The sequence below is a fragment of the Streptomyces sp. NPDC002564 genome (assembly GCF_042889645.1).
Lineage (GTDB): Bacteria > Actinomycetota > Actinomycetes > Streptomycetales > Streptomycetaceae > Streptomyces.
In genome coordinates, this window is record NZ_JBIARE010000003.1 from 232273 (window position 1) to 258781 (window position 26509).

Genomic DNA, 26509 nt, shown 5'->3' on the forward strand with positions numbered 1-26509 from the left:
ACCGCCCCGCCCGGACGCCAGGTCCGGACGGGGCGGTCTTCGTTCAGGGACTTCCTTCAGGGCCTTCCTTCAGCGCCTGCGTTCAGGGCCCGCGCCCCCTCAGTGGTGCGACGGCTCCCGCGCCGGCGTCCCCGCCGCCACGATCCGCTCCGCGCCCGCCACCGGGCCCCGGCGCGCGTCGACCGCGTACGCCAGTCCCGCCACCGCGAGGCCGAGCACCGCGAGCACCGCGCCCGCGACCGCGGGGGACGTCACGCCGAAGCCCGCGGCGAGCGCGAGGCCGCCGATCCAGGCGCCGCCCGCGTTGGCGAGGTTGAACGCGCCCTGGTTCGCGGACGAGGCGAGCGAGGGGGCCGCCGACGCCTTCTCCATGACCATGAGCTGCAGCGGCGAGCCCGTCGCGAACGCCGCCATGCCCAGCAGGACCACGCCGACCGCGGCGCTCCACCCGGCGCTCATGAGCAGCGGGAAGAAGGCGAGCACCACGGCGAGCGAGATCAGCCCGCCGAAGAGCGTGCCGCGCAGGGAGTGGTCGGCGAGCCGCCCGCCGAGGAGGTTGCCCGCGGTGGCGCCCACGCCGAACAGCGCGAGCAGCAGGGTGACGCTGGACTCGGCGTAGCCGGCCGCGTCGGTCAGTATCGGCGTGATGTAGCTGTACGCGGAGAACAGCGCGCCGAAGCCGGCGACGGTGGTGCCGAGCGCCAGCCAGACCGGGAGGCTGCGCAGCGCCCGGAGCTCGCCGCGCAGGCCGACGGCGTCGCCGTGGCCGTGGTCGGCGGGGACCAGGAGGGCGAGCGCGGCGATGGCGGCGAGCCCGATCGCGCTGACCGCGAGGAACGTGGCGCGCCAGCCGAGCTGCTGCCCCATGGCGGTGGCCACCGGGACGCCGATGATGTTGGCGACGGTCAGGCCGAGGAACATCAGGGAGACCGACCGGGCCTTGCGCTCGGGGGCGACCAGGCCGGTGGCGACGACCGCGCCGACGCCGAAGAAGGCGCCGTGCGGCAGTCCGCTGAGGAAGCGGGCGGCCATCAGCAGGTGGTAGTCGGGGGCGGCGGCCGACAGCGCGTTGCCGACGACGAAGAGCACCATCAGGCCGATCAGGACGCGGCGGCGCGGCAGCCGCGCGGTGAGGGCGGCGAGCAGCGGCGCGCCGATGACCACGCCCAGCGCGTACGCGGAGACGAGGTGGCCCGCGGTGGGGATGGATATGTGCAGGTCGTCGGCGACGTTGGGCAGCAGGCCCATCATCACGAACTCGGTGGTGCCGATGCCGAAGGCGCCCACGGCGAGGGCGAGCAGGGCCAGGGGCATGAAGAAGTACCTTCCACGGAAGCGGGGGGATGCGGCGCGGGGCCGGCCGGTGCCGGACGGCGGCCGTCGACGGTGTCGGCCGGTCCGGGTCGGACGAGGGCGGAACCCATAAGTTTACGTACGGAACAAAGCCGCGCGCACCGAGTATTCCGAGCGGTCGCGTCCGTGGGGTCAAGAGCGGGCGACGCGGGCGTGACGGGAGGCGGGCGTCACGAGGTGACGGGACGCGCGGGCGTCAGGAGGAGAGGTCGACGCGCGCCGCGATCGGCAGGTGGTCGCTGCCCGTCTCCGGCAGCGTCCAGGAGGCGACCGGCTCGACGCCCTTGACCATGATCTGGTCGATGCGGGCCATCGGGAACGACGCGGGCCAGCTGAAGCCGAAGCCGTCGCCCGCCGCGCCCTGCGTGGAGCGCATCTGCGAGGTGACGCCGTTCAGCGCGCGGTCGTTCATCGTGCCGTTGAGGTCGCCGAGCAGGATGACCTTGCCGATCTTCTCGCGGGAGATGGCCTCGCCGAGGGCGTCGGCGCTGTTGTCGCGCTGGTTGGCGGTGAAGCCCGCGTTGAGCTTCACGCGGACCGACGGCAGGTGGGCGACGTGCACGGCGACCTCGCCCTTGGGCGTGGTCACGGTCGTGCGCATGGCCCGGACCCAGCCCAGCTTGATGTCGACGGGCCGGGTGTCGGACAGCGGGTACTTGCTCCAGAGGCCGACGGTGCCCTTCACCGCGTGGTACTTGTACGTGCCGTCCAGCGCCTTCTCGTACGTGGGCACGGCGTCGGCGGTGAGCTCCTCGAGGGCGATCACGTCCGCGCCGGAGGCCGCGACGTCCCGGGCGGTGCCGGTCGGGTCGGGGTTGTCCGCGTTCACGTTGTGCGTGGCGACGGTGAGGTCGCCGCCGGTGCCGGACTTGCCGGTGATCAGGCCGCCGAAGGAGTTGACCCAGATGATGACCGGCAGCAGCAGGGTGATCAGCGCGGTGGCGGACTTGCGGACCACGGCGACGACCAGCAGCACCGGGATGAAGACGCCGAGCCACGGCAGGAAGGTCTCGGTCAGGCTGCCGAGGTTGCCCACGTTGTTGGGGATCTGCGCGTGGAAGAGCATCACCAGCGCGATCAGGAGCGCCGCTCCCGCGGTGACCAGGCCGCGCCGCCAGATGTCCCGGTCGCCCCGCCAGCCGTCGAGCAGGCGGCGGAACCGGGACCCCGGACGCTCGGGGCCCGAGCCGTCGTTGCCGGTCTCCGTCATATACGCCTGCTGCGCCATGCTGTCGTCGCCTCACTGCCTGCCGTGCACACCGTCTGTCCCGCCCCCTGAAACCCTAGGCGATGATCGGGTGTCGTCCCTGCCGTCCACGACGGCCGTACAGGCACCATGACGATCGGGGCGCCGCGGCGGGTTCCTGAACTGCGGGGGAGAGCGCCCTCTGTGACGAAATGCGCACAACCCCGGGCCTGCCGTCGGCCGTGTCACACGGCGGGTCGCAGCCCGGCGAGGACGGTGTCGACGATCCGCTCCGCGAGGTCGTCGTCCAGCGGGGCGTCCTGGCGCATGACCGTGCGCAGCAGCATGGGCCCCACGAACAGGTCGTTGGCGAGCTCCACGTCGACGTCGGCGCGCAGTTCGCCCTCGGCGACGCCGCGCCGCAGCACCTCGAACATCATGCGGCGGCGCGGCGCGACGACGGTGGCCTGGTAGGCCTCCCACAGTTTGGGCAGCGCCTTCATCTGCGCGAACACGTTGTGCACCAGCGCCGAGGAGCGCATGGTCAGGCCGCGGCGGCGCAGCGTCTCCAGGATGCAGACGAGGTCGTCGCGCATCGAGGTGCCCGGCAGTGCGGGGTCGGGCTCCTCGAAGGCGCGCATGACGTCGACGAAGAGGGCCTCCTTGCCGTCCCAGCGGCGGTAGATGGTGGCCTTGCCGACGCCCGCCGTGCGGGCGATCCGCTCGATGGACAGGTCGGTGAGGGAGACGCCGTCCTCCAGGAGCCGTACGACGCCCTCGATGATGGCCTGTTCCACGGCCTCGCTCCTGGGCCGTCCCCGGGCGGCCCTGGCGCGGGGCATCGCCTTGGCGGTGCCCGGGTCGCCCGTGACCGTCGCGCCCTCGTGGATCACGTCGCCTCTCCTTCGCTCCCCCGCTCACCGTCTGCGGGGCCGATTCTGCCTCAGTGTCCGGTGGCGCCCACCGGCTCCGCCTCGTTTTCCCGCGGTCCGCCCGGCCCGGGGGTGCGTCCGGGCAGGAAGAGGAAGACGACCAGGGCGCCGAGGACGGCGACGCCCGCGCCGCACAGCGCCGTGACGTGCATGGCGTGCAGGAAGGAGTCGTTGGCCGCGGACACCAGGGGTCGGCCCTCGGGTCCGAGCTTCGCGGCGACGCCGAGGGTCGCCTCGATGGACTCGCCCGCGGTGTGCCGCACGCCCGGGGGCAGCAGGGACAGCTTGTCCTCGACGCCGTTGCGGTAGGCCGTGGAGAGCACGGAGCCGAGGACGGCGATGCCGAGGGCGCCGCCGACCTGGCGGAAGGTGTTGCTGAGCGCGGAGGCGGAGCCGGCCTTCTCGCGGGGCAGGGCCTGCATGATGACGACGCTGGTGGGCGTCATGATGTGCGCCATGCCGGTGCCCATGAGGAAGAAGACGACTTCCAGGAGCCAGATCGGCGTATCGGCCTCGAAGAGCGTGAAGGCGGTCAGGGTGAGCGCGACGAGGAGGAGTCCGCCGGTGCACACGGCGCGTACGCCGAAGCGGTCGACGACCAGGCGGGCGCGCGGCGCGAAGATGAGCTGGGCGACGGCGAGCGGCAGCATCAGCAGGCCGGTCTCCAGCGGCGAGTAGCCGCGCACGCTCTGGGTGTAGAAGACCGCGAAGAAGGTCACGCCCATGAGCGCGAAGAAGACGAGCGCGATGGCGCAGATCGCGGCGGAGAACACCTTGTTCTTGAAGTACGCGATGTCGATCGAGGGGTGGTCGCTGCGCTTCTCGTGGAGCACGAAGCCGGCGAGGACGAGCAGGCCGGCGGCGACGGTGCCGAGGACGGCCGGGTCGGTGAAGTCGGCGAGCTGGCCGCCCTTGATGATGCCGTAGACGAGCAGCACCAGGCCGACGACGGACAGCGCGACGCCGAAGAGGTCGATGCGGCCGGGCTTCGGGTCGCGGGAGTCGGGCACCAGCCAGATCATCAGGGCCAGCGCGATGATCACGATCGGCACGTTGACCAGGAAGACCGAGCCCCACCAGAAGTGGTCGAGCAGGATGCCGCCGGTGATGGGGCCGATGGCGATGGCGAGGCCGACGCCGCCGGCCCAGATGCCGATGGCCTTGGGCTGCTCGTCGCGCTCGAAGACGTTCATCAGGACGGCGAGGGTGGCGGGCATGACGAAGGCGGCGCCGAGGCCCATGACCGCGCGGAACGCGATGAGCTGGACCGGTGAGCCGGAGTGGGCGGCGAGTGCGGAGCCGAGGCCGAAGACGACGAGGCCGGCGAGCAGGACCTTCTTGCGGCCGAGCCGGTCGCCGAGCAGGCCCGCGGTGAAGAGCAGGCCCGCGAAGACGAGCGTGTAGGCGTTGATCGCCCACTCCAGCTCGCTCTGGGTGGCGCCGAGGCCGGTCGGCTCGGGGGTGGAGATCGTCTTGATGGCGACGTTCAGGATCGAGTTGTCGAGCACCACGATCAGCAGGCTGAGCATGAGCGCCCCGAGGATCGCCCAGCGGCGCCGGTGCACGGCCTCCGGGACGCCGGACGGGGTGGATATGACAGGGGAGGACATGATCTCAGCGTAGACCCATTTCGATACGAGACCGTCTCGTATTGGAAAGGCCTTGGGGAACGGCAGGGGAAGACTTTGCCGACGACGGCTCCGCCGCCCCGGCCGGGGCGCCCGGGGCGGCGATCGGGCGGTGCCGCGGTCCTCCCGGGCGGCGCACTAGCCCCGGAGTGGTCCGTGGTGCCACCATGGAGGAGATCCGGGGACGCCGTCAGGGCGCCTCGAGATGACAGAAGGAGCCGTTGCGATGACGCAGCTTTCGGCTGCCCAGAAGAGCGCCGACGCCCCCCGCAGCCCCGACAGCAGCAAGGCGCTGTACGGCGGCAAGGGCACCCGGCGCATCACTGTGCGCGACATCACCGCCGCCAAGGAGCGCGGCGAGAAGTGGCCCATGCTCACCGCCTACGACGCGATGACCGCGTCCGTCTTCGACGAGGCGGGCATCCCCGTCATGCTCGTCGGCGACTCGGCGGGCAACTGCCACCTCGGGTACGAGACCACCGTGCCCGTCACCCTCGACGAGATGACGATGCTGTCCTCGGCCGTCGTACGGGGCACCAGCCGCGCCCTGATCGTCGGCGACCTGCCGTTCGGCTCGTACCAGGAGGGGCCCGTCCAGGCGCTCCGCTCGGCGACCCGGCTGGTCAAGGAGGCGGGCGTCGGCGCGGTCAAGCTGGAGGGCGGCGAGCGCTCGCTGGCCCAGACCGAACTGCTCGTCCAGTCCGGCATCCCCGTCATGTCCCACCTGGGGCTGACCCCGCAGTCCGTGAACACCATGGGCTACCGCGTGCAGGGCCGCGGCGACGAGGCGGCCCACCGGCTGCTCCGCGACGCCAAGGCCGCGCAGGACGCCGGTGCGTTCGCGGTCGTCCTGGAACTGGTGCCCGCGGAGCTGGCCGCCGAGGTCACCCGCTCCCTGCAGATCCCGACCGTCGGGATCGGGGCGGGCGCCGAGTGCGACGCGCAGGTCCTGGTCTGGACGGACATGATGGGCCTGACCGGCGGGAAGATGCCGCGCTTCGTCAAGCAGTACGCCGAGCTGCGGACCGTCATGGCCGGTGCGGCCAGGGCGTTCGCGGAGGACGTCGTGGGCGGGGCGTTCCCCGCCGCGGAGCACGCGGTGCACTGACCGCCCGCACGGCGGACCGGCGCCCGGCCGGCCGACCGAGACCATCACGGCACCACGGCAGCCCGTCGATCTTCCCCCGTCGGCGGGCTGCCGCCGTTCCCGGTGCCGGCCCGTGGCGGCGGGCTGTCGGTGGGATGTCGGCGCTTTGTCGGTGGCGTCTGACACCTTGTGCTCATGACGCGAATCGACATGAACCCCGGCGGCGCAGGGAGCGCGGTCACCGTAAGGGGACTGGTCAAGCACTACGGCGAGACCAAGGCACTGGACGGCGTGGACCTCGACGTGCGCGAAGGCACCGTCCTCGGCGTGCTCGGACCCAACGGCGCCGGCAAGACGACCCTGGTCCGCTGCCTCTCCACCCTCATCACCCCGGACGCGGGCACCGCCGTCGTCGCCGGGTACGACGTGGCGCGCCAGCCCCGCCAACTGCGCCGCGTGATAGGCCTGACCGGCCAGTACGCGGCGGTGGACGAGAAGCTCTCCGGCCGCGAGAACCTCTACATGATCGGGCGTCTGCTCGACCTGTCCCGCAAGGACGCCCGGTCCCGTGCCGACGGCCTGCTGGAGCGGTTCTCGCTCACCGAGGCCGCCAAGCGCCCGGCGAGCACCTACTCCGGCGGCATGCGGCGCCGCCTCGACCTCGCGGCGTCGATGATCGGCAGCCCGGCCGTGCTCTACCTGGACGAGCCGACGACCGGCCTCGACCCCCGCACCCGCAACGAGGTGTGGAGCGAGGTCAAGCGGATGGTCGGCGACGGCGTGACCGTCCTGCTCACCACCCAGTACATGGAGGAGGCCGAGCAGCTGGCCTCCGAGCTGACGGTCATCGACCGCGGCAGGGTCATCGCCAACGGCGGGATCGACGAGCTGAAGGCGAAGGTCGGCGGCCGCACCCTGCGCGTGCGCCCGGCCGACCCGCTGGAGCTGCGCCCGCTGGCGAACGCGCTGGACGACCTGGGCCTGACCGGCCTCGCCACCTCCACGGTCGACGTCGAGTCCGGCACGGTCCTCGTCCCGATCCTCAGCGACGAGCAGCTGACCGCCGTGGTCGGCGCGGTCACCGCGCGCGGCATCACCATCGGCTCCATCGCCACCGAACTGCCCAGCCTGGACGAGGTGTTCCTCTCCATCACCGGCCAGAAGGCCAGTGCCCCGCAGGACGCCCGCCCCAGCGAGAACGAACTCGAGGAGGTCGCCGTATGAGCGCCACCACACTCTCGGCCCCCCTCAAGGCGGGCCAGGACGACGCGCGCATCGGTCTGCGCGGTCACGTCCGGCACACCGGCGCGCTGGTCCGCCGCAATCTGCTGTGGATCCGCCAGGACCCGGAGTCGATGTTCGACGCGGTCCTGATGCCGATCGTCTTCACCCTGCTGTTCGTGTACGTCTTCGGCGGTTCCATCGGGCAGGCGCTCGGCGGCGGTCAGGACCAGTACGTGCAGTACGTGGTGCCCGGCATGATGGCGATGATGAGCATGAACATCGCCATGGCGGTCGGCACCGGCTTCAACCAGGACTTCCAGAACGGCATCATGGACCGCTTCCGCACCCTGCCGATCGGCCAGGGTTCGGTGCTCTTCGCCAAGATCGTGGTGGAGCTGATGCGGCTGCTCATCGCGACGACGATCATGATGATCGTCGGTGTCCTGGTGGGCTTCGACATCACGAACTGGGGCGGCCTGTTCGCCTCGGTGGGCCTGGCCGCCCTGTTCGGCACGTCCATCATGTGGATCTTCCTGGTCCTCGGCGTCTCGATGAAGAGCGCCCAGTCCGTGCAGGCGATGGGCTTCCTGGTCCTGATGCCGCTGCAGTTCGGCTCGTCGATCTTCGCGCCGACCCAGTCGATGCCGGGCTGGCTGCAGGGCTTCACCGACTACAACCCGCTCTCCTCGCTCGCGGACTCCGCGCGCGGCCTGATGGTCGGCGGCCCCGTGGCGCACGACCTGTGGGTGACGGTCGGCTGGTCGGTGGGCCTCACGCTGGTGATGGCGCCGATCGCGATCCACAAGTTCCGCACGAAGAACTGAGCACGGCGGTACCCCGGGTCACCGGGCGCACAGGGCGGTGGCCTCGTCGAGAGTGAGGTCACCGCCCTGTGCGTACGCCGTCCCGTACGCGGCGTCGCCGAGCGCGGCGCGGGCGAGCCGCTCGGCGTCCGCGCGGATCTCCCGCTCCATCGAGTTCATCACGTGCCCCGGCGGCAGCTCCCGGTCGGCGGCACCGAGGAGCCGCGCCGCGTCGTCCACCCGCGCGCCCTCGCCGGCCAGCGCATACGCGGCGATCCCCAGGTGTACGGAGATCATCTGCGGGGCCACCATCCGCGACAGCGGGTCGAGCGCCTTCGCGAAGGTGCCGTGCAGCTTCTCCAGGCACGCGCCGTACCGGCCGTCCAGCGCTTCGAGCCAGGCCGCGAGGCCGAGCACGGAGCTGTCGAAGACCGCGTAGCCGATGGCGCTGAACTCCTGGCGCAGCAGGCGCAGGTGCTCGCGCGCCTCGGCGGTGCGGCCGGTGCGGGCGAGCGCGCAGACGAGGAATATCCGGGAGGCGGGTCTCGCCTCGTCCGTGGGGTGGCGGCCCGGGTTGTCGATGACCTCCCGCAGCATCGCCTCGCCCCGCGCGAAGTCGTCCGTCCGCGCCGGGTCGTCCGCGAGCAGGGCGCCCAGCCGGGCCCGCAGCAGGGCCACCTGGGCGAGCGCGCCGAGCCGTGCGGCGTACGCGATCGCCGCCTCGAAGTCCTCGGCGGCCGTGGCCAGTTCACCGCGCCGCTCGCGCGCCTCGCCCCGCGCGGAGAGCGCCTCGGCGATGCCCCACACGTCGTCGAGTCCGCGGAACAGGCGCAGCGCCTCGTCCGCGTCCCGCAGGGCGTCGCCCGTCCAGTCGACGCGGTTGGCCAGCATGTTGGCGCGCATCTGCAGGGCGGCGGCGAGCTCCCAGTCGTAGCCGAGCGCGCGGCAGGTGTTGACGGTCTCGTCGACGGTGACGCGCAGCAGGTCCATGTCGCCGCCGAGCAGGACGGCGAAGAACCAGAGGTTGCCGGGGGTGCGGCAGGTCTGCGGGAGGCCCGGGCGGTAGGCCTCGCGGATGCCGCGCAGCTTCTCGTCCGCCGCGTGCGACTGCCACTCCCCCATGTCCATGTCCATGCAGGACAGATGGAGCAGGTGCGCTCCCCTGCGGGCCTCCACGAGGACCTCGGGGGTCATCGGCGGCGGGGCGGCCGTGCACGGCTCGTACAGCGGGGGCGCGGGGGCGGCGGGCGGGGCGAAGGGGTCGGGGCCCAGGGCCATGGCGTCGCGGGACCAGTTGCGGGTCTCCAGGCGCAGGCCGCGGATCTGCCAGTACCAGGACAGGGACAGGACCAGGCAGAGCACTTCCTGCTCGTCCTCGGCGGCGACCGCGTGGCGCAGGGCGGTGCGCAGGTTCTCGTACTCCAGCTCCAGAAGCTCCACGGCGGCCTGCTGGTCCGGGCCGCGCAGCCGGGGGTCGGCGGTGCGGGCGACCTCGCGGTAGTGGACGAGGTGGGCGCGTTCGGCGGCGGGGCGGTCGCCCGCCTCGTCGAGGCGTTCGCCCGCGTACTCCGCGACGGTCTCCAGGAGGCGGTAGCGCATGGTGTCGCCCGTCGGGGCGGGGGCGGCGACGACGAGGGACTTGTCGACGAGGGAGCCGAGCAGTCCGGCGACGTCGTGCGCGCCGGCGTCGTCCGCGCAGACCTCTTCCGCCGCGGTCAGGTCGCAGCCGCCCGCGAACACGGACAGGCGGCGCAGGACGGCCCGTTCGGCCTCGTCGAGCAGGTCCCAGGACCAGTCGACGACGGCGCGCAGGGTCTGCTGGCGGGGCAGGACCGTGCGGGCGCCGCTGGTGAGCAGCTTGAAGCGGTCGTCCAGGCGGTCGGCGATCTGGCGCGGCGAGAGCAACCGCAGGCGGGCCGCGGCCAGTTCGATGGCCAGCGGCAGACCGTCCAGACGGCGGCAGATCTCCGCGGCGGCCCCGGGGTCGTCCGCCGCCGAGAACCCGGCCCTGGCCGCGGCGCCGCGCTCGGCGAACAGGCGCAGCGCGACCGGCTCGGGCAGCGGCTCCACGGGACGCAGCGACTCGCCCGGCACGCCGAGGGGTTCGCGGCTGGTGGCGAGGACGGTGAGGCCGGGGCAGCGGGCGAGGAGTTCCTCGGCGAGGCGGGCGGCGGCCTCGATCACGTGCTCGCAGTTGTCCAGGACGATCAGCATGCGGCGGGCGGCGCAGTGCTCGACGAGCCGGGCGAGGGGATCCTCGCCGTGCCGGTCGGAGATGGCCCGCAGCTCCTCGGCGCCCGCGCCGCGCAGCACCGTCTCGCGGGCGCCGAGGGCGGTGAGGACGGCGGCGGGCACGTCGGCGGGGTCCTCCACCGGGGCGAGCTCGGCGAACCACGCGCCGTCCGGCAGGTCCGCGGCGACGGCCTCGGCGGCCTCCTGGGAGAGCCGGGTCTTGCCCGCGCCGCCGGGGCCGAGCAGGGTGACGAGACGCGACCCGGCGAGGTCGGCGCGCAGCGCGTCGATGTCGGCCTCGCGCCCGACGAAGGACGTCAGCCGGGCCCGGAGGTTGCCCGGCACCCGGGTCCTGGCCGGGGTGGGCGGCGGCTCGTGCAGCAACTCCTCGTGCAGGGCGCGCAGTTCGGGGCCCGGGTCGGCGCCGAGCCGGTCGGCGATGGCGTGCCGTACGGCGTCGTAGGCGGCGAGCGCCTGCGCGGGGCGGCCGGTGTCGCGCAGCGCGCGCAGCCGCAGGGCCTGCAGCGGCTCGTCGAGGGGGTGGTCCGCGCAGAGCGCGGCGAGCTCGGGCAGTGCCTGTTCCGCCCGGCCGAGGGCCAGGGCCGCGGTCATCCTGGCTCGGCGGGCGTCGAGGTGCCGGGCCTGCCAGCGGGCCGCCTCCGCGGTGCGCTCCGGCAGGTCGGCGAGGGGCTCGCCGGTCCACAGGACGAGGGCGTCGTCCAGGACGGCGGCGGCCTTCGCGGCGTCGCCGTCGGACAGCGCGCGGGTGGCCTCGGTGACGAGCCGGTCGAACCGGAAGACGTCGACGTCGTCGGGGCGGGCGCGCAGCCGGTAGCCGCCGTCCGCCGAGGCGACGGCGTCCGCGCCGATGGCCCTGCGCAGGCGGCCCACGAGCGCCTGCAGCGCGCCGGTCGCGTCGGCGGGGGCATCACCGGCCCACACCTCGTCGACGAGGGACGCGGCGGGGACGGGGCGGTCCGGGTGCAGGGCGAGGGCCGTCAGAAGGGCACGGAGGCGTGCGCCGCCGACGGAAACGGGGGTTCCGTCGGGGCGGACGGCTCGGGTCGACCCCAGAACGCGATATCGCACCGCCCCATTGTCCCCGCTCACCGACACGACGTACGCGTGGCTCCTCCCCTCTGGCGGAGGGGGAGGTTCCTCAGGGATGGGCGGGGCGGGGGTGCCGGGGGCGGGGGGCGCTGAGGCCTGGCCCGGGGGCGGGGGGCCGATGCCTGGCTCGGGGTCAAGGCCCGGGGCCCCGGGCCGGGGGCCGGAGGCCAGGGGCCCCGGGCCGGAGGCCGGAGGCCGGGGGCCAGAGGCCAGAGGCCAGAGGCCGGGGGCCAGAGGCCGGGGGCCAGAGGCCGGGGGCCAGAGGCCGGGGGCCAGGGGCCAGAGGCCGGGGGCCAGGGGCCAGAGGCCGGGGGCCAGGGGCCAGAGGCCGGGGGCCAGGGGCCAGAGGCCGGGGGCCAGGGGCCGGGCCGGGCCGGGCCGGGCCGGGCCAAGGACAAGGCCAGGGGCCGGGGTCAAGGACCAGGGATCCAGGCCGGGGCCAAGGGCAAGGGTCCGGGCCGGGACCAGGGCCAGGCCAGGGGCCAAGGCCGGGGCGGGCGCGGGGCCAGGCCCGGAGCCCGGGGCCGGGCAGGGCCGGGCAGGGCCGGGCCGAGCCGGGCCGAGCCGGGCAGGGCAGGGCCGGGCCTCGTGGGTGGGAGTGTTCAAGGCCCAGGGGCCCGGAAACGGTACGGTCGACTCCCCCGCAAGGCCGCAGGACCCGGACGCCAGGAGCCCCGCCCCATGACCACCGCCCCCATCCGCCGCAGCGACCGGCGGATCAGCCCCGTCTTCCTGGGGATCGCCGCCGTCACGGCGGTCTCCGGCTGGGCCGCCTGGACCGGTTTCGCCGACAACCCCGGCCTCGCCGTCTTCCTCTTCGTGACGTCCGGCTGGATCGTCTCGCTGTGCCTGCACGAGTACGCCCACGCCCGCACCGCCCTGCACAGCGGCGACATCTCGATCGGCGCGAAGGGCTATCTGACGCTCAACCCGCTCAAGTACACGCACGCCCTGCTCAGCATCGTGCTGCCCGTACTGTTCGTGATCATGGGCGGGATCGGCCTGCCCGGCGGCGCCGTCTTCATCGAGCGGGGCCGGATCCAGGGGCGCTGGAAGCACAGCCTGATCTCGGCCGCGGGGCCGCTGACCAACGTGCTGTTCGCGGTGGTCTGCACGGCGCCGTTCTGGCTGGACGCCCTGGACGGCGTCCCGGACGCGTTCCGCTACGCGCTCGCGTTCCTCGCGCTCCTCCAGGTGACCGCCGCGATCCTGAACTCGCTGCCGATCCCGGGCCTGGACGGCTACGGCGTGCTGGAGCCGTGGCTCTCGTACCGGATCCGCCGCCAGGTGGAGCCGTTCGCGCCGTTCGGACTCATCGCGGTGTTCGCCGTGCTGTGGATCCCGGAGGTCAACCACGCGTTCTTCGACGCGATCGACGCGATCCTGCGCGGACTGGGCGTCAGCGAATGGGACAGCTACTGGGGCCAGAAGCTGTACCGCTTCTGGGAGGGCTCGCAGGACGTGCCGCCCGCGACGGGCTACGGCGCCTGACCGGGCGGCGCGGGCCGCGGACGGTCAGCCCGCGGCGGACGCGGAGCCGTCGGGGCCGCCCGCCGCCGCGGCACGCAGCGCGTCCCGCTCGACCTTGGCGCGCCGCAGGTAGAACCACGCCATGTTCGAGGAGAGCCCCGCGAGCAGCACCCACACGATGCCGAGCCAGCTGCCCTGCACGAAGGAGATCACGGCAGCTGCGACGGCGAGGGCGCAGACGACGAGGGCGTACACGGCGAGGCGGGGCATGGGGGTCGGCTCCTGTCGGGTGAAGCGTCGGCTCGGGGTGAGCGTCGGTACGGGTGAAGCGTCGCTACGGACGCCTCCCAGTGTCCCCCATGCGCTCCCCGCACCCGGCCACACCCCGCCCCACCCCGTGGGATCCTGCCCCGGGGCCCCGCGCCCGACCGGCGCGGGGCCCGGCAGGACACCGGCCCGCGCTGCTACACGTCGGTGACCCGCAGTCCCGCGTGCGCCTTGTAGCGGCGGTTGACGGAGATCAGGTTGGCGACCAGCGACTCGACCTGGTGGGCGTTGCGCAGCCGTCCGGCGAAGACGCCCCGCATGCCGGGGATGCGGGCGGCGAGCGCCTGGACCTGGTCCGTGTCGGCGCGGCTCTCGCCGAGCACCATGACGTCCGTGTCGATCTCCTCGACGGCCGCGTCCTGCAGCAGGACGGCCGACAGGTGGTGGAAGGCGGCCGTGACCCGGGAGTCCGGCAGCAGCGCGGCGGCCTGCTCGGCGGCGCTGCCCTCCTCGGGCTTGAGGGCGTACGCGCCCTTCTTGTCGAAGCCGAGCGGGTTCACGCAGTCGACGACGAGCTTGCCCGCCAGTTCCTCGCGCAGCGCCTCCAGGGTCTTGCCGTGGCCGTCCCACGGCACGGCGACGATCACGATGTCGCTGCGCCGCGCGCACTCCGCGTTGTCGGCGCCCTCGACGCCGAGGCCCAGCTCGTCGGCGGCGGCCCGGGCCCGCTCGGCCGCGCGGGAGCCGATGATCACCTTCTGGCCCGCGCGGGCCAGCCGGTAGGCGAGCCCGCGCCCCTGGTCGCCGGTGCCGCCGAGGACGCCGACGACGAGCCCGGAGACGTCGGGGAGCTCCCAGGGGTCCTTGGCGGGAGCGTTCTGCGCACTGTCTGTAGAGGTCATGGGGCGACCTTACTCATCCCCGTCGACGGCTACGCGCCGGTCGGCCCCGCCAGGTCGGCCACCGCGACACGCCGGAAGGTGATCGTCTCGTAGGCGCTGAAGTCGCCCGTCTCGTAGAGGAGTCCGACGGTCTCCGCGTCGACGCGCGTGAGGTCGGAGTACGCGGCCGGGAGCCCGTCGACGGTGTGGGCGACGTGCCAGGTCGTGCCGCCGTCGGTGGAGCGGCGCACGGTCATCAGGGCGCGGAAGCCGGGGTCGGCGGGGCCCGAGAAGAGGAGCAGGTCGGGGTCGCGCAGCTGCAGGACGCTGCCCTCGACGACGGGGCCGGTCAGGCCGGCCTGCGGCCGGAAGGGCTTGACCAGCCGCTGGCCGCCGTCGGCCGAGTGGGCGTCGGCGCGGTTGCCGGGGGCCGGGGAGTCGTTGCGGGTGTTGAAGTAGAGCCGTCCGTCGGGGAGTTCGGCCGCGGTGGTCTCGTTCACGTTGACGTAGCCGTCGGTGTTGTCGTCGATGTAGCCGATGCGCCAGGTCGCGCCCGCGTCGTCGCTGAGCAGGCTGTGGCCGCCGTTGTACTTGCCCTCGGTGCCGATGTCGGTGCCCGCGGGCGGCAGGGAGTGGTTGGCGGGGACCACCACCCGGCCGGTGGTCAGCTGCACGGCGTGGCCGGGCGTGGTCGCGTACCAGCGCCAGTTCGCCTTCTTCACCTGGCCGGTGATCTCGCGCGGCGTGCTCCAGGTGAGGCCGTCGTCGTCGCTGTGCTGCACCCAGACGCGGCGGCCCGCGGCGGCGGCGACCTTGCCGCGGCGGATGGCGTCCTCGGTGGCCGCGGCGGCGTTCCTGACCTGGACGAGCAGGATGCGTCCGGTGTCGAGGACGACGGGGGCGGGGTTGCCCGCGAGGTCGGCGCCGTTCTTGCCGACGACCTGCAGCGGGCCCCAGGTGCGGCCGCCGTCGGCGGAGCGTTTGAGGACGACGTCGATGGTGCCGAAGTCGTCCTGGGAGCCGACGCGGCCCTCGCAGAAGGCGAGGACGGTGCCGGTGGCGCCGGTCACGACGGCGGGGATGCGGAAGCTCGCGTACCCCTCGGCGCCCGCGCGGAAGGGAACAGATGTCTCGGCAGTCATCCCCCGCCCTTCCCCAGTCCGGCGGAATTCCCCGTGAACTCCCGGTGACGAGTGGCGGGTTGGTGCAGGATGCGATCCCATGGACGCCGTACGGGTCGCGCTGCTGCGCGAGGTGCTCGCCGGGACCGAGTGGCTCGGTGCCACGCGCCGGTTCGCGGGGACGCTGCGCTCGTCCGTCGTGCCGCACGGCGGCGGCCTGCTGCTGGTGGGCACCACACGGTACGAGCCGTGGCATCTGGCCGCGCACCTGGTCGACGAGGCGGCCTGGTCGGGCACGCCGGAGCTGACCCCGACGCTGGTGCGGCACGAGGTGCTCGCCACGGATCCGGCGCATCTGTCGACCGGGCTCGGCCGGATCGAGGCGGCGCGGCGCGGCGAGACGCTGCTGGTGGTGGCGCCGGACGCGCCGGACCCGGAGCTGCTGACCCGGGTGCACGACGCGCGGCGGGCCGGGGCGACGGTGCTCTCGCTGGGCGCGGGGGACCGCGATCTGGGCGCCCTGTCGCACGAGGCGCTCGCCGTGCCCGAGTCGCCCGACTTGGACCTCGACACGGTCCAGCACCTGGTGAGCGCGGCGGCCGGGGAGAACGCGCTGCCCGAGGCGCGGGGCCGCGGCCGGCTGCGCGACCGCCTCTCCCGCCTCGCCGACCAGCTGACCGCCCCGCCGCCGACGCGCTGGTGAGGAGCCGGGGAGTCGCTGGCGCGCGGGGGCGCGGGGGCGTCCCCGGATCCGGATATTGAGTTGCCCGGTGCGCCCGTCGCCGCTGAACATGGTGTCTCGTGCCTCTCTCCGCGATCCTGCCCGACCTCTCCCCCTGGCGTTCCACCCGCGACTTCCGGTTGCTGTGGATCCAGGGCCTCGTCACGTACTTCGGCAGCTTCATGGCGATGGTCGCCCTGCCGCTGCAGATCAAGGACCTCACGGACTCGCCGGTCGCGGTCGGTGCGATGGGCGCGGTCGAGCTGGTGCCGCTGATCGTCTTCGGGCTCTACGGCGGCGCGCTCGCGGACGCCGTGGACCGGCGCAAGGTGATCCTGCTGACCGAGGCCGCGCTGGGCGTGCTGGCCGTCGTCCTGCTGGTGAACGCCCTGCTGCCGGACCCGCTGCTGTGGCCGCTGTACGTGGTCGCGGCGGGCGTCTCCGCGCTCGCCGGCCTGCAGCGCCCCGCCCTCGACTCGCTGATGGCGCGGATCGTGCCGCACGACCAGCTGACGGCCGCCGCCGCGCTGAACTCCCTGCGCTGGAACGTGGGCGCCATCGCCGGTCCTTCGCTCGCCGGCCTGGTCGTGGCGTACGCCGGGCACGCGGCCGCGTACGCGATCACCATCGTCGGCTTCGCGGTGTCCGTGCTGCTGTGCACCCGGCTGTCCCCCGCCCCCGCCGCGCACGACGCGGAGAAGCCCTCGCTGAAGGGGCTGGCGGAGGGCGCGCGGTACGCCTGGTCGCGGCCGGTGCTGCTCGGCACGTACGCGATCGACATGGCGGCGATGTTCTTCGCCTTCCCGAACACGATCTTCCCGTTCCTCGCGGACGACCTGGACGCGGAGTGGGCCCTCGGCCTGATGTACGCGGCGGGCGCGGTCGGCTCGCTGCTGTTCAGCCTCACCAGCGGGTGGACGTCGCGGATCCGGCGGCACGGGCTGCTCGTGGTGTGCGGCGCGGCGGGCTGGGGCCTGGCGATCACCGCGGCCGGGCGGGTCGCGAACATCTGGGTCGTGCTCGGCTGCCTCGCGCTCGCGGGCGCGGGCGACATGGCGAGCGGCCTGGGCCGCTCCACCATCTGGAACCAGACCATCCCGGACGAGCTGCGGGGGCGGCTCGCCGGGATCGAGGTCCTCTCGTACAGCGTGGGGCCGCAGCTCGGCCAGGTCCGCGCGGGCGCGGCGGCCGGCTGGACCGGCACCCGGACCGCCGTCTGGTCGGGCGGCCTGGCCTGCGTGGCCTCGGTCGGCGTGCTCGCGGCGGCGCTGCCGCGGCTCATCTCCTACGACGCGCGGACCGACCCCGACGCGGCGCGGCGCCGCGCGCGGTCCCAGCAGCCGCCCCGGACGGACCGGGAGCCCGAGCCGACCGCGCCGTAGGCGCCGCGGTCCGGGCCGGCCGGCGCGGGGCGGCCCGGGGTCACTTGTCCTGCTCCCCGGCGTCCGCGGCGTCCCCGGTGACCTTGTCGTGCCAGCGGGGGTCGTTCTCCCACTGGAGATTGCGCTCCTGGGCCGTCTGCATCGCGTGCTGGGCCTCCTCGCGGGACGCGTAGGGGCCCATCCGGTCCTGGCCCGGACAGTCCGGGCCCTCCTCGACCTTGCCGTGCTCCAGGCAGTAGAACCACTCGCCCGGCTTGCCCACCGTCTTCTTCTTGAACAGCGCCATGCCCCGCTCCTTTCCGTCCCCGACCGCCTACCCGGTCGGATCACGTTCTCTCAGGCCATGCTGCCCCAGCATCGCTGGCTAGACTCGCTGGCATGTCTGGCCAGTCACTGCTCGTCCCAGGGGAGCTCTCTCCCATCCGTTCCGTACCCGGCAGGATCAAGCGCCCGGAGTACGTGGGTAAACCCGCGCCGACCCCGTACACGGGGCCCGAGGTGCAGACCCCCGAGACCATCGAGCTGATGCGCACCGCGGGCCGCATCGCCGCCCGCGCCATGGAAGAGGCCGCGAAGCACATCGCGCCGGGCGTGACCACCGACGAGCTGGACCGCGTCGCGCACGAGTACATGTGCGACCACGGCGCCTATCCCTCGACGCTGGGCTACCGCGGCTTCCCCAAGTCGCTGTGCACCTCGGTCAACGAGGTCATCTGCCACGGCATCCCGGACTCGACGGTCCTGAACGACGGCGACATCGTCAATCTGGACGTCACGGCGTACATCGGCGGCGTGCACGGCGACAACAACGCCACGTACCTGGTGGGCGACGTCGACGAGGAGTCGAGGCTGCTCGTCGAGCGGACCCGGGAGTCCCTCGCCCGCGCCATCAAGGCGGTCAGGCCGGGCCGGCAGATCAACATCATCGGGCGCGTCATCGAGTCGTACGCCAAGCGGTTCGGTTACGGCGTGGTGCGCGACTTCACCGGTCACGGCATCAACTCGTCCTTCCACTCCGGCCTGATCGTCCCGCACTACGACAGCCCGCACGCGACGACCGTCATCCAGCCCGGCATGACGTTCACGATCGAACCGATGCTGACGCTCGGGACGTACGAGTACGACATGTGGGAGGACGGCTGGACCGTCGTCACCAAGGACCGCAAGCGGACCGCCCAGTTCGAGCACACGCTGGTGGTCACCGACACGGGCACGGAGATCCTCACGCTGCCCTGAGCGTCCGGGACCCGTCGAGACCGGGAGCCCGTCGGAGATCCGGATCCGCCGAGGATCCGGATCTCTGTGGTTTCCGGGGGCGACGGCGGGTACTTTTTTACCGACAGGACGTCGGGAACCAGTTGACTTAGGTAAGCCTAAGTTGACATGATCCGCAGGGGTCGCACCGGTTCCCGCCATCCCGTCAGCCCTCGGCTCCCCTTGGAGGCCCCCGCATGGACACGGCGCTCACGCCCTTCTCGACGGTCATCAGGACCGCGTCGCACGAGCAGCACACCGAGGCCGAGACCTCGACCTTCATGAGCGACCTGCTCGGCGGCAGGCTCGGCGTCGACGCGTACGCGCGCTACACCGAGCAGCTGTGGTTCGTGTACCGCGCCCTGGAGGACGGCGCGCAGTCGCTGCGGGAGGACCCCGTCGCCGGGCCCTTCATCCGGCCCGAACTGGCGCGCGTGGGAGAGCTGGAGCGCGACCTGGCCCATCTGCGCGGCGCGGACTGGCGTGCGCGGGCCACCGCGCTGCCCGCCACCGAGGCGTACGCCGCCCGGGTCGCCGAGTGCGCGCGCACCTGGCCCGGCGGCTATGTCGCCCACCACTACACGCGCTACCTGGGCGACCTCTCCGGCGGCCAGATCATCCGCGGCAGGGCCGAGCAGACCTGGGGCTTCGACCGCAAGGGCGACGGCGTGCGGTTCTACGTCTTCGAGGGCATCTCCAACCCGGCCGCGTTCAAGCGGGGGTACCGGGAGCTGCTCGACGGGATCGACGCGGTGGTCACGGACGAGCTGGAGCGGAAGCGGATCGTCGACGAGTGCAAGCGCGCGTTCGCCTTGAATACGGCGGTGTTCCGTGAGCTCGGGGAAGAGTTTCCGTTGAGCGCCTGACGGGGGGCCGTCGCGGGGGCGCTGCCCCCGGGCCCCCGCTCCTCGATCGCCGGAGAGGCTGGGACTCCCTAGAAGCTGAGAGCGCGGCTCGGAGACTCTGCCAGGGTCACTCTGCCGCCCACCTCGATCACGTCTCCCGGGCCCGGGGCCGTCAGGATCTGTGAGCCGCGTCCTTGCGTGATGTTGAGGGCGCGGCCCAGTGCGTGGGTGAGCAGGAGGGCCGCCGCGCCCGTCGCCTCGTCCTCGTCGATGCCGTCGTTCCGGCCGGGGAAACCCCTCGCCCGCACCCGGCCCGCGGCCTCGTCCTCCCACGCCCAGGCGTACACCCACTCCCCCGGCGGCGGCACGTCGAGCGCGTCGACCTCCGCCGCCGTCGCGTACCGCCGCAGCGTCCTGGGCGGCGCCCACGCGGCGCGGGCCGTGATCCAGGTGAACTCGCCGTCCTGGCGGGCCTCGACCACGCCCGCCCGCGTGACCAGTTCGGGCACGTCCAGGAGCCAGGACGTGCCGACGCAGGGGTGACCGGCGAACGGCAGGCGCAGGGTCGGCGTGTAGATGTCGATGATGCCGCGCTCGTCGTCGTCGACGAACACGGTCTCGCTGAAGCCGAGTTTCGCCGCGCGTTCCTGGCGGTCCGCGGGCAGCGGTATGCGGGCCCCGTCGCGCACGACACCGAGTTCGTTGCCGTGCCGACCGTCGGGCCCGCAGAAGACACGTACTACGTCGAGTGGTTCAGTCACCCGGGCATTGAAGCATCACACCGCTTCGGCGCCCCGGCGGCGGCGTGCCACGACGACCGCGCCCGCGCCCGCCGCGAGGGCCACGCCCGCCGCGCCGAGCAGGGCGCCCGACGGGACGGACGCGCCGGTCTCCGCCAGTTCGCCCGCGCCGCCGGCCGGGCCCACCGACCCCGACCCGACCGCACCGGACCCGACCGAACCGGATCCGGCGGAGCCCTGCGCGGAGGTGCCGCCCGCCTGGCCGCCGTCGTCGGCGCCCGCGGCCGGGAGGGCCGCGCCCGCCCTGGCGGAGAGGGCCACGGTCACCGGGTCGAGCTTCTCGCCCGGCCGGTAGGGGGAGCCGGTCGTGTCGTTGGCGAACTGCCGGGCGCCCGCGGCCGTGAGGGTCGCCGGGAGCTTGTCGAGCACGACGACGCCGTTCTTGGGCTTGTACGAGGCCTTGGCGAGGTCGAGCGTCGCGAACTTCACGTCGTTGCTGGTGCGCCGCGGCGTGGTGACGTCGACGAGCAGGGTGCCCTCGGTGCCGCGGGCCCGCACCTTGATGTCGCTGAACTTCATGTCGATGCCGTGCGCCGCGTAGGTGAAGCGGACGCTGCCCCTGAAGGTGGCGTCGGCCTTCTTCGCGGCGGACCGCACCTCGGCCTCGGCGTGCGGGAAGCGGTAGCCGGTGGGGATCTTCTTCGCGCCGCCCGCGACGGTCGCCTTGCCGCCGGAGGTGATGTACGAGCGGAAGGACTTCTTCAGGCCCCAGGAGAGGCTGCCGTCGACGATGCCGGCCGAGGGCTTCGCGGTGCCGGTCGGCCTGGCCGTCGGCTTGGTGGTGCCGGTGGGGGGCTTCGGGGTGCCGGTGGGCCTGCCGGGCGTGGTCGGCGTCGGCTCGGGCGGCGTCACCGGGCCGCCCGCGGTCACCGTGAGGGTGGCCGGGTCGAGCTTCTCGCCCTCCGCGTACATGCCGTTGAAGGCCTTGGCGCCGTTCTTGGTGAGCGTCGCGGGGATGTCCTTGAAGACCATCGCGCCGCCCGCGCCCTCGCCGGGCCGGACCGCGCTCAGGTCGAGCTCGGCGAGGTCGATGTCGTTCTGGACGGTGCCGTTGAGGGTGACGTCGGCCCGGATGGCTCCGGTCGTGCCCTTCGTGCGCACCTTCACGTCGGCGATGCCGATGTCGAAGCGGTGGGCGGTGGAGATGAAGCGGAGGCCGCCCCGGAAAGCGGTGTCGGTGGCGTGGGTGCCGGTGTCGTACGTCCCCTTGCCGCCGCCGAACGTGAACACGCCGTTGTCCGCGGCCTGCTTGGCGCCATTCTTTGCCTCGATCCTGCCGTGCGCGATGCCCAGCACGTACGCGCGGAAGGACTGCTTCAGGCCCCAGTCCAGGGTGCCGTTCTTGAGCTCCAGCTTCGGCGGGGCGGCCTTCTCGCCGTCGGCGGCGAGCGCCGGCAGCGTGAGGGCGCCCGCCCCGAGGGTGACGGCGGTCGCGACGGCTGCCGCGCGGGTGAGGGGGCGTCGGATGGCGGCCATGGTCAGGCTTCTCCTAGGGAGGGAGGGGGTGTTGAGGGGGTGGCGGTGACCGGGGGGGTGGTCAGGAATCGCCGGGGGTGGAGGCCGAGGTGTCGGCGGTCGCACGCTTCTTGCGGACGACGCCGAGGGCGACCGCCGCGGCGAGCAGCACCGCGACGCCCGCGCCGATGCCGAGGGGCACGGCGGGGGACGAGGAGTCGGACGTCGCGGCGTTCCCGGTCCGCGGCCGCGCGGGCTCCGACGGCTTCGGGGCGGGCTTCGCGGACGAGCCGAGGTCGGGCAGCGCGGGCAGTTCCGCGTCGGCGTCGAGGGCGACGGCGAGGGAGAGCGGGTCCATCGCGGAGCCCGCCTCGTACATGCCGCCGAAGGCCTTGGCGCCGTCGGCGGTGAGCTTCGCGGGCACCTCGGTGAGGGCGACCAGGCCGTCCTCGGGCCGGAGGTCCCCGGCGGCGAAGGTGACCAGCGGGGCGTTCCGCAGGGCGGCGCCCCGGTCGCCCTTGCTGTCGACGTCCGCGGCGAGGGTGCCCTTGCCGTCCTTCACCTGGACGGAGACCTTGCTGAGCGTCAGGTCGAGGCCGTGCGCGCCGGTGAAGCGGACCGCGCCGGCGAAGTCCGCGCCGAGGGTCTGCTTCTTCCGGTCGTACGTGCCCTTGCCCCGGGGGAAGCGGAACAGCGCGCCGCCGTCCTGGGCGCCGGCGGACAGGGTCCACTTGCCCCGGGCGACGGACCCGGTGACGTACTCGCGGAAGGTGCGGCGCACGCCCCAGTCGACGGCGGCGTCCTCGATGCGGCCCGCCACCCGGCCCCGTGCCGCGGACTTCTTGTCCTTGCCGTCCTTGTCGCGGTCCTTGCCGCTCCCGCCGCCCTCGTCCCGGCCCCTCTCGGTGTCGGGCCGGGCGGCGGCCGACGGTGCGACGAGGTCCGCCGACAGGCTCACCGGGTCCAGTGCGGTGCCCGCCGTGTAGTACCCGGCGAAGGCCTTGGCGCCCTGGGAAGTGAGCCTGGCGGGCAGGTTGTTCAGGGCGATCGGCCCGCCGCCGCCCTTCATGTCGATGCCGGAGACGTCGAGCGAGGCGAGCGGCACCTGCGGGGTCGAGGTGACCGTGCCGCTGCCCTTCGCCTTGCTGACCATGTCGGCGTAGAGCGTGCCGGAGCCGCCGGAGACCTTCACCGTGGGGCGGCTGATGGTGAGGTCGAGCTCGTACCCGCCGCCCTTCTTGTGTCCGGTGAAGCGCACGCCGCCGAGGAAGGCCGCGCCGAACGCCCCGGTGTCCGGGTCGTACGAACCCTTCGCGGAGTGGAAGCGGAACTGGCTGCCGCCGACCGTGGCGGCCCCGCCCCGCAGGGTCGAACTGCCCTGGGCGATGGGCCCGGTGACGTAGCTCTGGAAGGAGGACTTGATGCCCCAGTCCAGCCGCCCGCCCCGCACCGTGCGGTCCTCGGCGTGCGCGGCGACCGCCGGGAGCAGCGCCCCGACGAGCGCGGTGAGCACGGCCACGGCTCCGGCGCGGCCGGTGGCGCGCGCCTTTCTGGACGACGGCATGGGGGACCCCTCCAGGTCTGGCTAATTAGGTAAGGCTAACCTAAACTACGATCACTCCGGACTGGAAGCCCCCCACCGGAACCCGGCCCCCCGGGCCCCGGTCCCCCGGGCCGGGAAGCGCCGGGCAGACCTCAACAGCACGACAGGACGGTGGACTTCGGTGCGCACTTCGCGCTCACTCCGTATCGCCGGCGCGTGGACCGCCGTGCTCGCCCTCACGCTCGCCGGGTGCGGAGCCTCCGGCGACGCCGGCCCGTCGGCGAGGGCGGGCACGAGGACGGCCGCCCACGCGCCGGACCGGGTCGAGCCGCTGAAGGACCCGCCGCCGGGCAGGCTCCCCGCCACCGTCGCCTCCGCCGACGGCCACCGGGTGAAGGTCGAGGACACCCGCCGCATCGTGCCGCTCACCGGCAGCCTCAACGAGATCGTCTTCACCCTCGGGCTCGGCGAGCACGTCGTCGCCCGCGACATCACCGCCACCTTCGCGCAGGCGAAGAAGCTGCCGGTGGTGACCCGTGCGCACGACGTCTCCGCGGAGAGCGTGCTCTCCCTGAAGCCGACCGTCGTCCTCGCCGACACCACGACCGGGCCCGCCGAGGCCATCGACCGGATCCGCGACGCGGGCATCCCGCTCGTCGTGTTCGACCCCGCCAAGAGCCTGGACGACGTGAGCCCGCGCATCGAGGCCGTGGCGAAGGCACTCGGGGTCCGCGCGGCGGGCACCGAGCTGACCGCGCGCACCGAGCGGCGGCTCGGCGCCGTCCGCGCCGACATCCCCGCCGGGGCCCGGAAGAAGAAGCCGCGCGTCGCCTTCCTCTACCTGCGCGGCTCGGCCTCCGTCTACCTGCTCGGCGGCCGCGACTCCGGGGCGGGTTCGCTCCTGGAGGCCGCCGGTGCCGTCGACGCGGGCAAGGCCTCCGGCCTGCGGAAGGACTTCACGGCGATCACCAGCGAGGCGCTCGCGAAGGCCGCGCCCGACGCGATCCTCGTCATGACCAAGGGCCTGGAATCGGTGGACGGCGTCGACGGGCTCCTGAAGGTGCCGGGCGTCGCCGAGACCCCCGCGGGCCTGGACCGCCGCATCGTCTCCGTCGACGACGGCGTGCTCCTCAACTACGGGCCGCGCACCGACCAGGTGCTCAAGTCCCTGGTCACGCAGTTGTACGGGGATGCCGCGTGAGCCTGCTCGCCGGACCCGGGCGCCGCACCACCACCCCCGCGCCTCCCCGGGAGGCCCCGCGCACCCGCCGCGGCGCGGCCGTCCCGCTGGCCGTGGGCCTCACCGCCGCCCTGGCCGTGGTCTGCCTGCTGTCCGCCGGGGTCGGCGCGTACGACATCCCGCTCGGCGACGTCCTCTCCTCCGTCCAGCACCGCCTGGGGCTCGGCGGCACCGCGCTCGACCGGGTCGGCGAGAGCGTGCTGTGGAACGTGCGGCTGCCGCGCGTCGTCCTCGCGCTCCTCGTCGGCGCCTCGCTGGGCTGCGCGGGCGCGCTGATGCAGGGCGTGTTCGGCAATCCGCTCGCCGAGCCCGGCGTGATCGGCATCTCGGCGGGCGCGGCGGTCGGCGCGGTCGCCTCCATCGCGCTCGGCCTGAGCTTCTTCGGCAACTGGACCATCACCGTCTGCGCGTTCGTCGCCGGTCTCGGCACCGTCCTGCTCGTGTACGCGATGTCGCGCGAGGGCGGCCGCACCGAGGTCGTGACGCTCATCCTCACCGGCATCGCCGTGAACGCCTTCGCGGGCGCCCTGATCGGCCTGTGCGTGTTCTTCGCGGACAACGCGCAGATCAGCCAGATCACCTTCTGGCAGCTCGGCTCGCTCGCCCAGGCGACCTGGCCGAAGGTCCTCGCCGTCCTGCCGTGCGCGCTGGCCGGACTCCTCGTCGCGCCCTGCTACGCCCGCAAGCTGGACCTGCTCGCGCTCGGCGAGCGGCCCGCGCGGCACCTGGGCGTGGACGTCGAGCGGCTGCGGCTCGTCCTCGTCCTGGTGGTGGCCCTGCTGACCGCGGCGGCCGTGGCCGTCGCCGGGATCATCACGTTCGTCGGGCTCCTGGTGCCGCACCTGCTGCGGATGGCCGCGGGCCCCGGACACCGCTTCCTCGTGCCCGGCAGCGCGCTGGGCGGTGCGCTGGTCCTCGTCGCGGCCGACCTGGCCGCGCGCACGGTGGCGGCGCCCGCCGAACTTCCGCTGGGCGTGCTCACCGCGCTCTTCGGCAGCCCGTTCTTCTTCTGGCTGCTGCGCAGGACCCGTCGCAGGCAGGGAGGCTGGGCATGATCGGCCGGTGGAGCAGACGCCTGTTCGCGGGGCGTGAGCGGGTCCTGCCCGCCCCGGTGGCCCGCGGGGACGTGCTCGCCGAGGCGGTCGGGCTGCGGGTGCGGCTCGGCGGGCGCGAGGTGCTCGCCGGGGTCGACGTCGCCGCCCGCGCGGGCGAGGTGCTCGCCCTGGTCGGTCCCAACGGGGCCGGGAAGTCGACCCTGTTGGCCGCGCTCGCCGCGGACCTGACCGCCGACGCGGGCGCCGTCCGCGTCTGCGGGCGCCCGGCCGCCGACTGGCCCGCTCCTGAACTCGCCCTGCGGCGCGCCGTGCTGCCGCAGGCCGCCGCGCTGTCCTTCCCCTTCGCCGTGGCGGAGGTCGTCCGGATGGGCCGGGCGCCCTGGGCCGGGACGCGCCCCGCGGACGACGACGAGCGGATCGTGCGGGAGGCGATGGCGGCCACGGAGGTCGACGCGTTCGCTGCGCGCCCTTTCTCCGCGCTGAGCGGCGGCGAACGGGCCCGGGTGGCCCTGGCCCGCGTCCTCGCCCAGCGCGCCCCGCTCCTCCTGCTCGACGAGCCGACCGCCGCACTCGACCTGCGCCACCAGGAACTGGTGCTGCGGATCTGCCGCGAGCGGGCCGCCGCCGGTGACGCGGTCGTGGTGGTGCTGCACGACCTGGGCCTGGCGGCGGCGTACGCGGACCGGGTGGCGGTGCTGCGCGGCGGGACCGTCGCGGCGGAGGGCGCCCCCGGCGACGTGTTCGAGGCGGCGCTGCTCTCCGAGGTCTACCGGCAGCCCGTCGAGGTCTTCGCCCACCCCCGCACCGGCACCCCCCTGATCACCCCACTCCGCAACACCCCCCACCCGTCCCCCTGACCCCGACCGCCAACTCCCCCTCCCCGGAAGGGGAACCTCCGTGCTCGTCCCCTCCTCTTCCGT

23 protein-coding genes are annotated in these 26509 nt (G+C 73.8%); 11 read left to right on the plus strand and 12 right to left on the minus strand.

Features of this window, described 5'->3' with window-relative positions:
- Positions 1–99 precede the first annotated feature (99 nt).
- The 4 genes from ACFYXE_RS12605 to ACFYXE_RS12620 form a co-directional block, all read right to left on the minus strand.
- Positions 100–1314 (minus strand): MFS transporter, encoded by a 1215-nt coding sequence (locus ACFYXE_RS12605; RefSeq protein WP_389311755.1) that lies wholly within the window; start codon positions 1312–1314, stop codon positions 100–102.
- Positions 1315–1549: 235 nt separating this feature from the next.
- Entirely contained in the window at positions 1550–2581 is a 1032-nt protein-coding gene (locus ACFYXE_RS12610; RefSeq protein ID WP_389311757.1) for an endonuclease/exonuclease/phosphatase family protein, read from the minus strand.
- A gap of 203 nt (positions 2582–2784) precedes the next feature.
- Positions 2785–3381, minus strand: coding sequence for a TetR/AcrR family transcriptional regulator (locus ACFYXE_RS12615; RefSeq protein ID WP_361178260.1), 597 nt, complete (start codon positions 3379–3381; stop codon positions 2785–2787).
- A gap of 101 nt (positions 3382–3482) precedes the next feature.
- On the minus strand, positions 3483–5081 hold the full coding sequence (locus ACFYXE_RS12620) for an MFS transporter (protein WP_389311759.1): 1599 nt from the start codon (positions 5079–5081) through the stop codon (positions 3483–3485).
- 244 nt (positions 5082–5325) lie between these two features.
- On the opposite strand from ACFYXE_RS12620, the gene panB reads away from it, so the two are divergent.
- The 3 genes from panB to ACFYXE_RS12635 all read left to right on the plus strand — a co-directional run bounded on the left by panB (position 5326) and on the right by ACFYXE_RS12635 (position 8234).
- Entirely contained in the window at positions 5326–6207 is an 882-nt protein-coding gene (panB, locus tag ACFYXE_RS12625) for a 3-methyl-2-oxobutanoate hydroxymethyltransferase (RefSeq protein ID WP_361178238.1), read from the plus strand.
- Between the two features lie 174 nt (positions 6208–6381).
- A complete protein-coding gene (locus ACFYXE_RS12630; RefSeq protein ID WP_389311762.1) occupies positions 6382–7410 on the plus strand; it encodes an ATP-binding cassette domain-containing protein in 1029 nt (342 codons plus the stop codon).
- A complete protein-coding gene (locus tag ACFYXE_RS12635) occupies positions 7407–8234 on the plus strand; it encodes an ABC transporter permease (RefSeq protein ID WP_389311764.1) in 828 nt (275 codons plus the stop codon). Before ACFYXE_RS12630 ends, ACFYXE_RS12635 begins: the two co-directional genes overlap by 4 nt.
- An 18-nt stretch (positions 8235–8252) precedes the next feature.
- Here the strand turns inward: ACFYXE_RS12635 and ACFYXE_RS12640 are convergent, their stop codons facing one another.
- On the minus strand, positions 8253–11534 hold the full coding sequence (locus ACFYXE_RS12640) for a BTAD domain-containing putative transcriptional regulator (protein ID WP_389311767.1): 3282 nt from the start codon (positions 11532–11534) through the stop codon (positions 8253–8255).
- Between the two features lie 702 nt (positions 11535–12236).
- On the opposite strand from ACFYXE_RS12640, the gene ACFYXE_RS12645 reads away from it, so the two are divergent.
- Positions 12237–13046, plus strand: coding sequence for a site-2 protease family protein (locus ACFYXE_RS12645; RefSeq protein ID WP_361178176.1), 810 nt, complete (start codon positions 12237–12239; stop codon positions 13044–13046).
- 24 nt (positions 13047–13070) lie between these two features.
- On the opposite strand, the gene ACFYXE_RS12650 is transcribed toward ACFYXE_RS12645, so the two are convergent.
- The 3 genes from ACFYXE_RS12650 to ACFYXE_RS12660 all read right to left on the minus strand — a co-directional run bounded on the left by ACFYXE_RS12650 (position 13071) and on the right by ACFYXE_RS12660 (position 15315).
- Complete coding sequence (locus tag ACFYXE_RS12650) at positions 13071–13295, minus strand: hypothetical protein (RefSeq protein WP_361178179.1); 225 nt, start codon at positions 13293–13295, stop codon at positions 13071–13073.
- 194 nt (positions 13296–13489) lie between these two features.
- Entirely contained in the window at positions 13490–14194 is a 705-nt protein-coding gene (gene npdG, locus ACFYXE_RS12655) for an NADPH-dependent F420 reductase (protein ID WP_389311770.1), read from the minus strand.
- A 29-nt stretch (positions 14195–14223) separates the two neighbouring features.
- Positions 14224–15315, minus strand: coding sequence for an exo-alpha-sialidase (locus ACFYXE_RS12660; RefSeq protein ID WP_389311772.1), 1092 nt, complete (start codon positions 15313–15315; stop codon positions 14224–14226).
- Positions 15316–15394: 79 nt separating this feature from the next.
- On the opposite strand from ACFYXE_RS12660, the gene ACFYXE_RS12665 reads away from it, so the two are divergent.
- Positions 15395–15997 carry a hypothetical protein gene (locus ACFYXE_RS12665; RefSeq protein WP_389311774.1) on the plus strand — a complete coding sequence of 201 codons (603 nt, stop codon included), beginning with the start codon at positions 15395–15397 and terminating at the stop codon, positions 15995–15997.
- Between the two features lie 98 nt (positions 15998–16095).
- Positions 16096–17397 (plus strand): MFS transporter, encoded by a 1302-nt coding sequence (locus tag ACFYXE_RS12670; protein WP_389311776.1) that lies wholly within the window; start codon positions 16096–16098, stop codon positions 17395–17397.
- Between the two features lie 40 nt (positions 17398–17437).
- On the opposite strand, the gene ACFYXE_RS12675 is transcribed toward ACFYXE_RS12670, so the two are convergent.
- On the minus strand, positions 17438–17683 hold the full coding sequence (locus ACFYXE_RS12675; RefSeq protein ID WP_389311778.1) for a hypothetical protein: 246 nt from the start codon (positions 17681–17683) through the stop codon (positions 17438–17440).
- Between the two features lie 92 nt (positions 17684–17775).
- Here ACFYXE_RS12675 and map point away from each other — a divergent pair, with 92 nt between their 5' ends.
- Complete coding sequence (gene map / locus ACFYXE_RS12680) at positions 17776–18633, plus strand: type I methionyl aminopeptidase (RefSeq protein ID WP_361178194.1); 858 nt, start codon at positions 17776–17778, stop codon at positions 18631–18633.
- Between the two features lie 215 nt (positions 18634–18848).
- Positions 18849–19517, plus strand: a complete 669-nt coding sequence (locus ACFYXE_RS12685; protein WP_361178197.1) for a biliverdin-producing heme oxygenase — start codon at positions 18849–18851, stop codon at positions 19515–19517.
- A gap of 68 nt (positions 19518–19585) precedes the next feature.
- Here the strand turns inward: ACFYXE_RS12685 and ACFYXE_RS12690 are convergent, their stop codons facing one another.
- The 3 genes from ACFYXE_RS12690 to ACFYXE_RS12700 all read right to left on the minus strand — a co-directional run bounded on the left by ACFYXE_RS12690 (position 19586) and on the right by ACFYXE_RS12700 (position 23315).
- Positions 19586–20257: a PhzF family phenazine biosynthesis protein gene (locus ACFYXE_RS12690; protein ID WP_389311780.1), complete on the minus strand. Its 672-nt coding sequence runs from the start codon at positions 20255–20257 to the stop codon at positions 19586–19588.
- A 15-nt stretch (positions 20258–20272) separates the two neighbouring features.
- Positions 20273–21772 (minus strand): HtaA domain-containing protein, encoded by a 1500-nt coding sequence (locus ACFYXE_RS12695; protein ID WP_389311782.1) that lies wholly within the window; start codon positions 21770–21772, stop codon positions 20273–20275.
- A gap of 61 nt (positions 21773–21833) precedes the next feature.
- Positions 21834–23315, minus strand: coding sequence for an HtaA domain-containing protein (locus tag ACFYXE_RS12700; RefSeq protein WP_389311784.1), 1482 nt, complete (start codon positions 23313–23315; stop codon positions 21834–21836).
- Between the two features lie 160 nt (positions 23316–23475).
- On the opposite strand from ACFYXE_RS12700, the gene ACFYXE_RS12705 reads away from it, so the two are divergent.
- Genes ACFYXE_RS12705 through ACFYXE_RS12715 form a run of 3 tightly spaced genes read left to right on the plus strand, consistent with a single transcriptional unit; the run spans position 23476 to position 26446 of the window.
- Complete coding sequence (locus tag ACFYXE_RS12705) at positions 23476–24495, plus strand: hemin ABC transporter substrate-binding protein (protein ID WP_389311786.1); 1020 nt, start codon at positions 23476–23478, stop codon at positions 24493–24495.
- Positions 24496–24497: 2 nt separating this feature from the next.
- On the plus strand, positions 24498–25589 hold the full coding sequence (locus ACFYXE_RS12710) for a FecCD family ABC transporter permease (RefSeq protein ID WP_389312548.1): 1092 nt from the start codon (positions 24498–24500) through the stop codon (positions 25587–25589).
- A complete protein-coding gene (locus tag ACFYXE_RS12715) occupies positions 25586–26446 on the plus strand; it encodes a heme ABC transporter ATP-binding protein (RefSeq protein ID WP_389311788.1) in 861 nt (286 codons plus the stop codon). Before ACFYXE_RS12710 ends, ACFYXE_RS12715 begins: the two co-directional genes overlap by 4 nt.
- Positions 26447–26509 lie beyond the last annotated feature (63 nt).

What these genes read in the sequence shown, in the direction of transcription:
- ACFYXE_RS12605 (WP_389311755.1), bottom strand. Translation starts at nt 1,314, where the DNA reads ATGCCCCTGGCCCTGCTCGCCCTCGCCGTGGGCGCCTTCGGCATCGGC.
- ACFYXE_RS12610 (WP_389311757.1), bottom strand. Translation starts at nt 2,581, where the DNA reads ATGGCGCAGCAGGCGTATATGACGGAGACCGGCAACGACGGCTCGGGC.
- ACFYXE_RS12615 (WP_361178260.1), bottom strand. Translation starts at nt 3,381, where the DNA reads ATGCCCCGCGCCAGGGCCGCCCGGGGACGGCCCAGGAGCGAGGCCGTG.
- ACFYXE_RS12620 (WP_389311759.1), bottom strand. Translation starts at nt 5,081, where the DNA reads ATGTCCTCCCCTGTCATATCCACCCCGTCCGGCGTCCCGGAGGCCGTG.
- panB (WP_361178238.1), top strand. Translation starts at nt 5,326, where the DNA reads ATGACGCAGCTTTCGGCTGCCCAGAAGAGCGCCGACGCCCCCCGCAGC.
- ACFYXE_RS12630 (WP_389311762.1), top strand. Translation starts at nt 6,382, where the DNA reads ATGACGCGAATCGACATGAACCCCGGCGGCGCAGGGAGCGCGGTCACC.
- ACFYXE_RS12635 (WP_389311764.1), top strand. Translation starts at nt 7,407, where the DNA reads ATGAGCGCCACCACACTCTCGGCCCCCCTCAAGGCGGGCCAGGACGAC.
- ACFYXE_RS12645 (WP_361178176.1), top strand. Translation starts at nt 12,237, where the DNA reads ATGACCACCGCCCCCATCCGCCGCAGCGACCGGCGGATCAGCCCCGTC.
- ACFYXE_RS12650 (WP_361178179.1), bottom strand. Translation starts at nt 13,295, where the DNA reads ATGCCCCGCCTCGCCGTGTACGCCCTCGTCGTCTGCGCCCTCGCCGTC.
- npdG (WP_389311770.1), bottom strand. Translation starts at nt 14,194, where the DNA reads ATGACCTCTACAGACAGTGCGCAGAACGCTCCCGCCAAGGACCCCTGG.
- ACFYXE_RS12660 (WP_389311772.1), bottom strand. Translation starts at nt 15,315, where the DNA reads ATGACTGCCGAGACATCTGTTCCCTTCCGCGCGGGCGCCGAGGGGTAC.
- ACFYXE_RS12665 (WP_389311774.1), top strand. Translation starts at nt 15,395, where the DNA reads ATGGACGCCGTACGGGTCGCGCTGCTGCGCGAGGTGCTCGCCGGGACC.
- ACFYXE_RS12675 (WP_389311778.1), bottom strand. Translation starts at nt 17,683, where the DNA reads ATGGCGCTGTTCAAGAAGAAGACGGTGGGCAAGCCGGGCGAGTGGTTC.
- map (WP_361178194.1), top strand. Translation starts at nt 17,776, where the DNA reads ATGTCTGGCCAGTCACTGCTCGTCCCAGGGGAGCTCTCTCCCATCCGT.
- ACFYXE_RS12685 (WP_361178197.1), top strand. Translation starts at nt 18,849, where the DNA reads ATGGACACGGCGCTCACGCCCTTCTCGACGGTCATCAGGACCGCGTCG.
- ACFYXE_RS12695 (WP_389311782.1), bottom strand. Translation starts at nt 21,772, where the DNA reads ATGGCCGCCATCCGACGCCCCCTCACCCGCGCGGCAGCCGTCGCGACC.
- ACFYXE_RS12700 (WP_389311784.1), bottom strand. Translation starts at nt 23,315, where the DNA reads ATGCCGTCGTCCAGAAAGGCGCGCGCCACCGGCCGCGCCGGAGCCGTG.
- ACFYXE_RS12715 (WP_389311788.1), top strand. Translation starts at nt 25,586, where the DNA reads ATGATCGGCCGGTGGAGCAGACGCCTGTTCGCGGGGCGTGAGCGGGTC.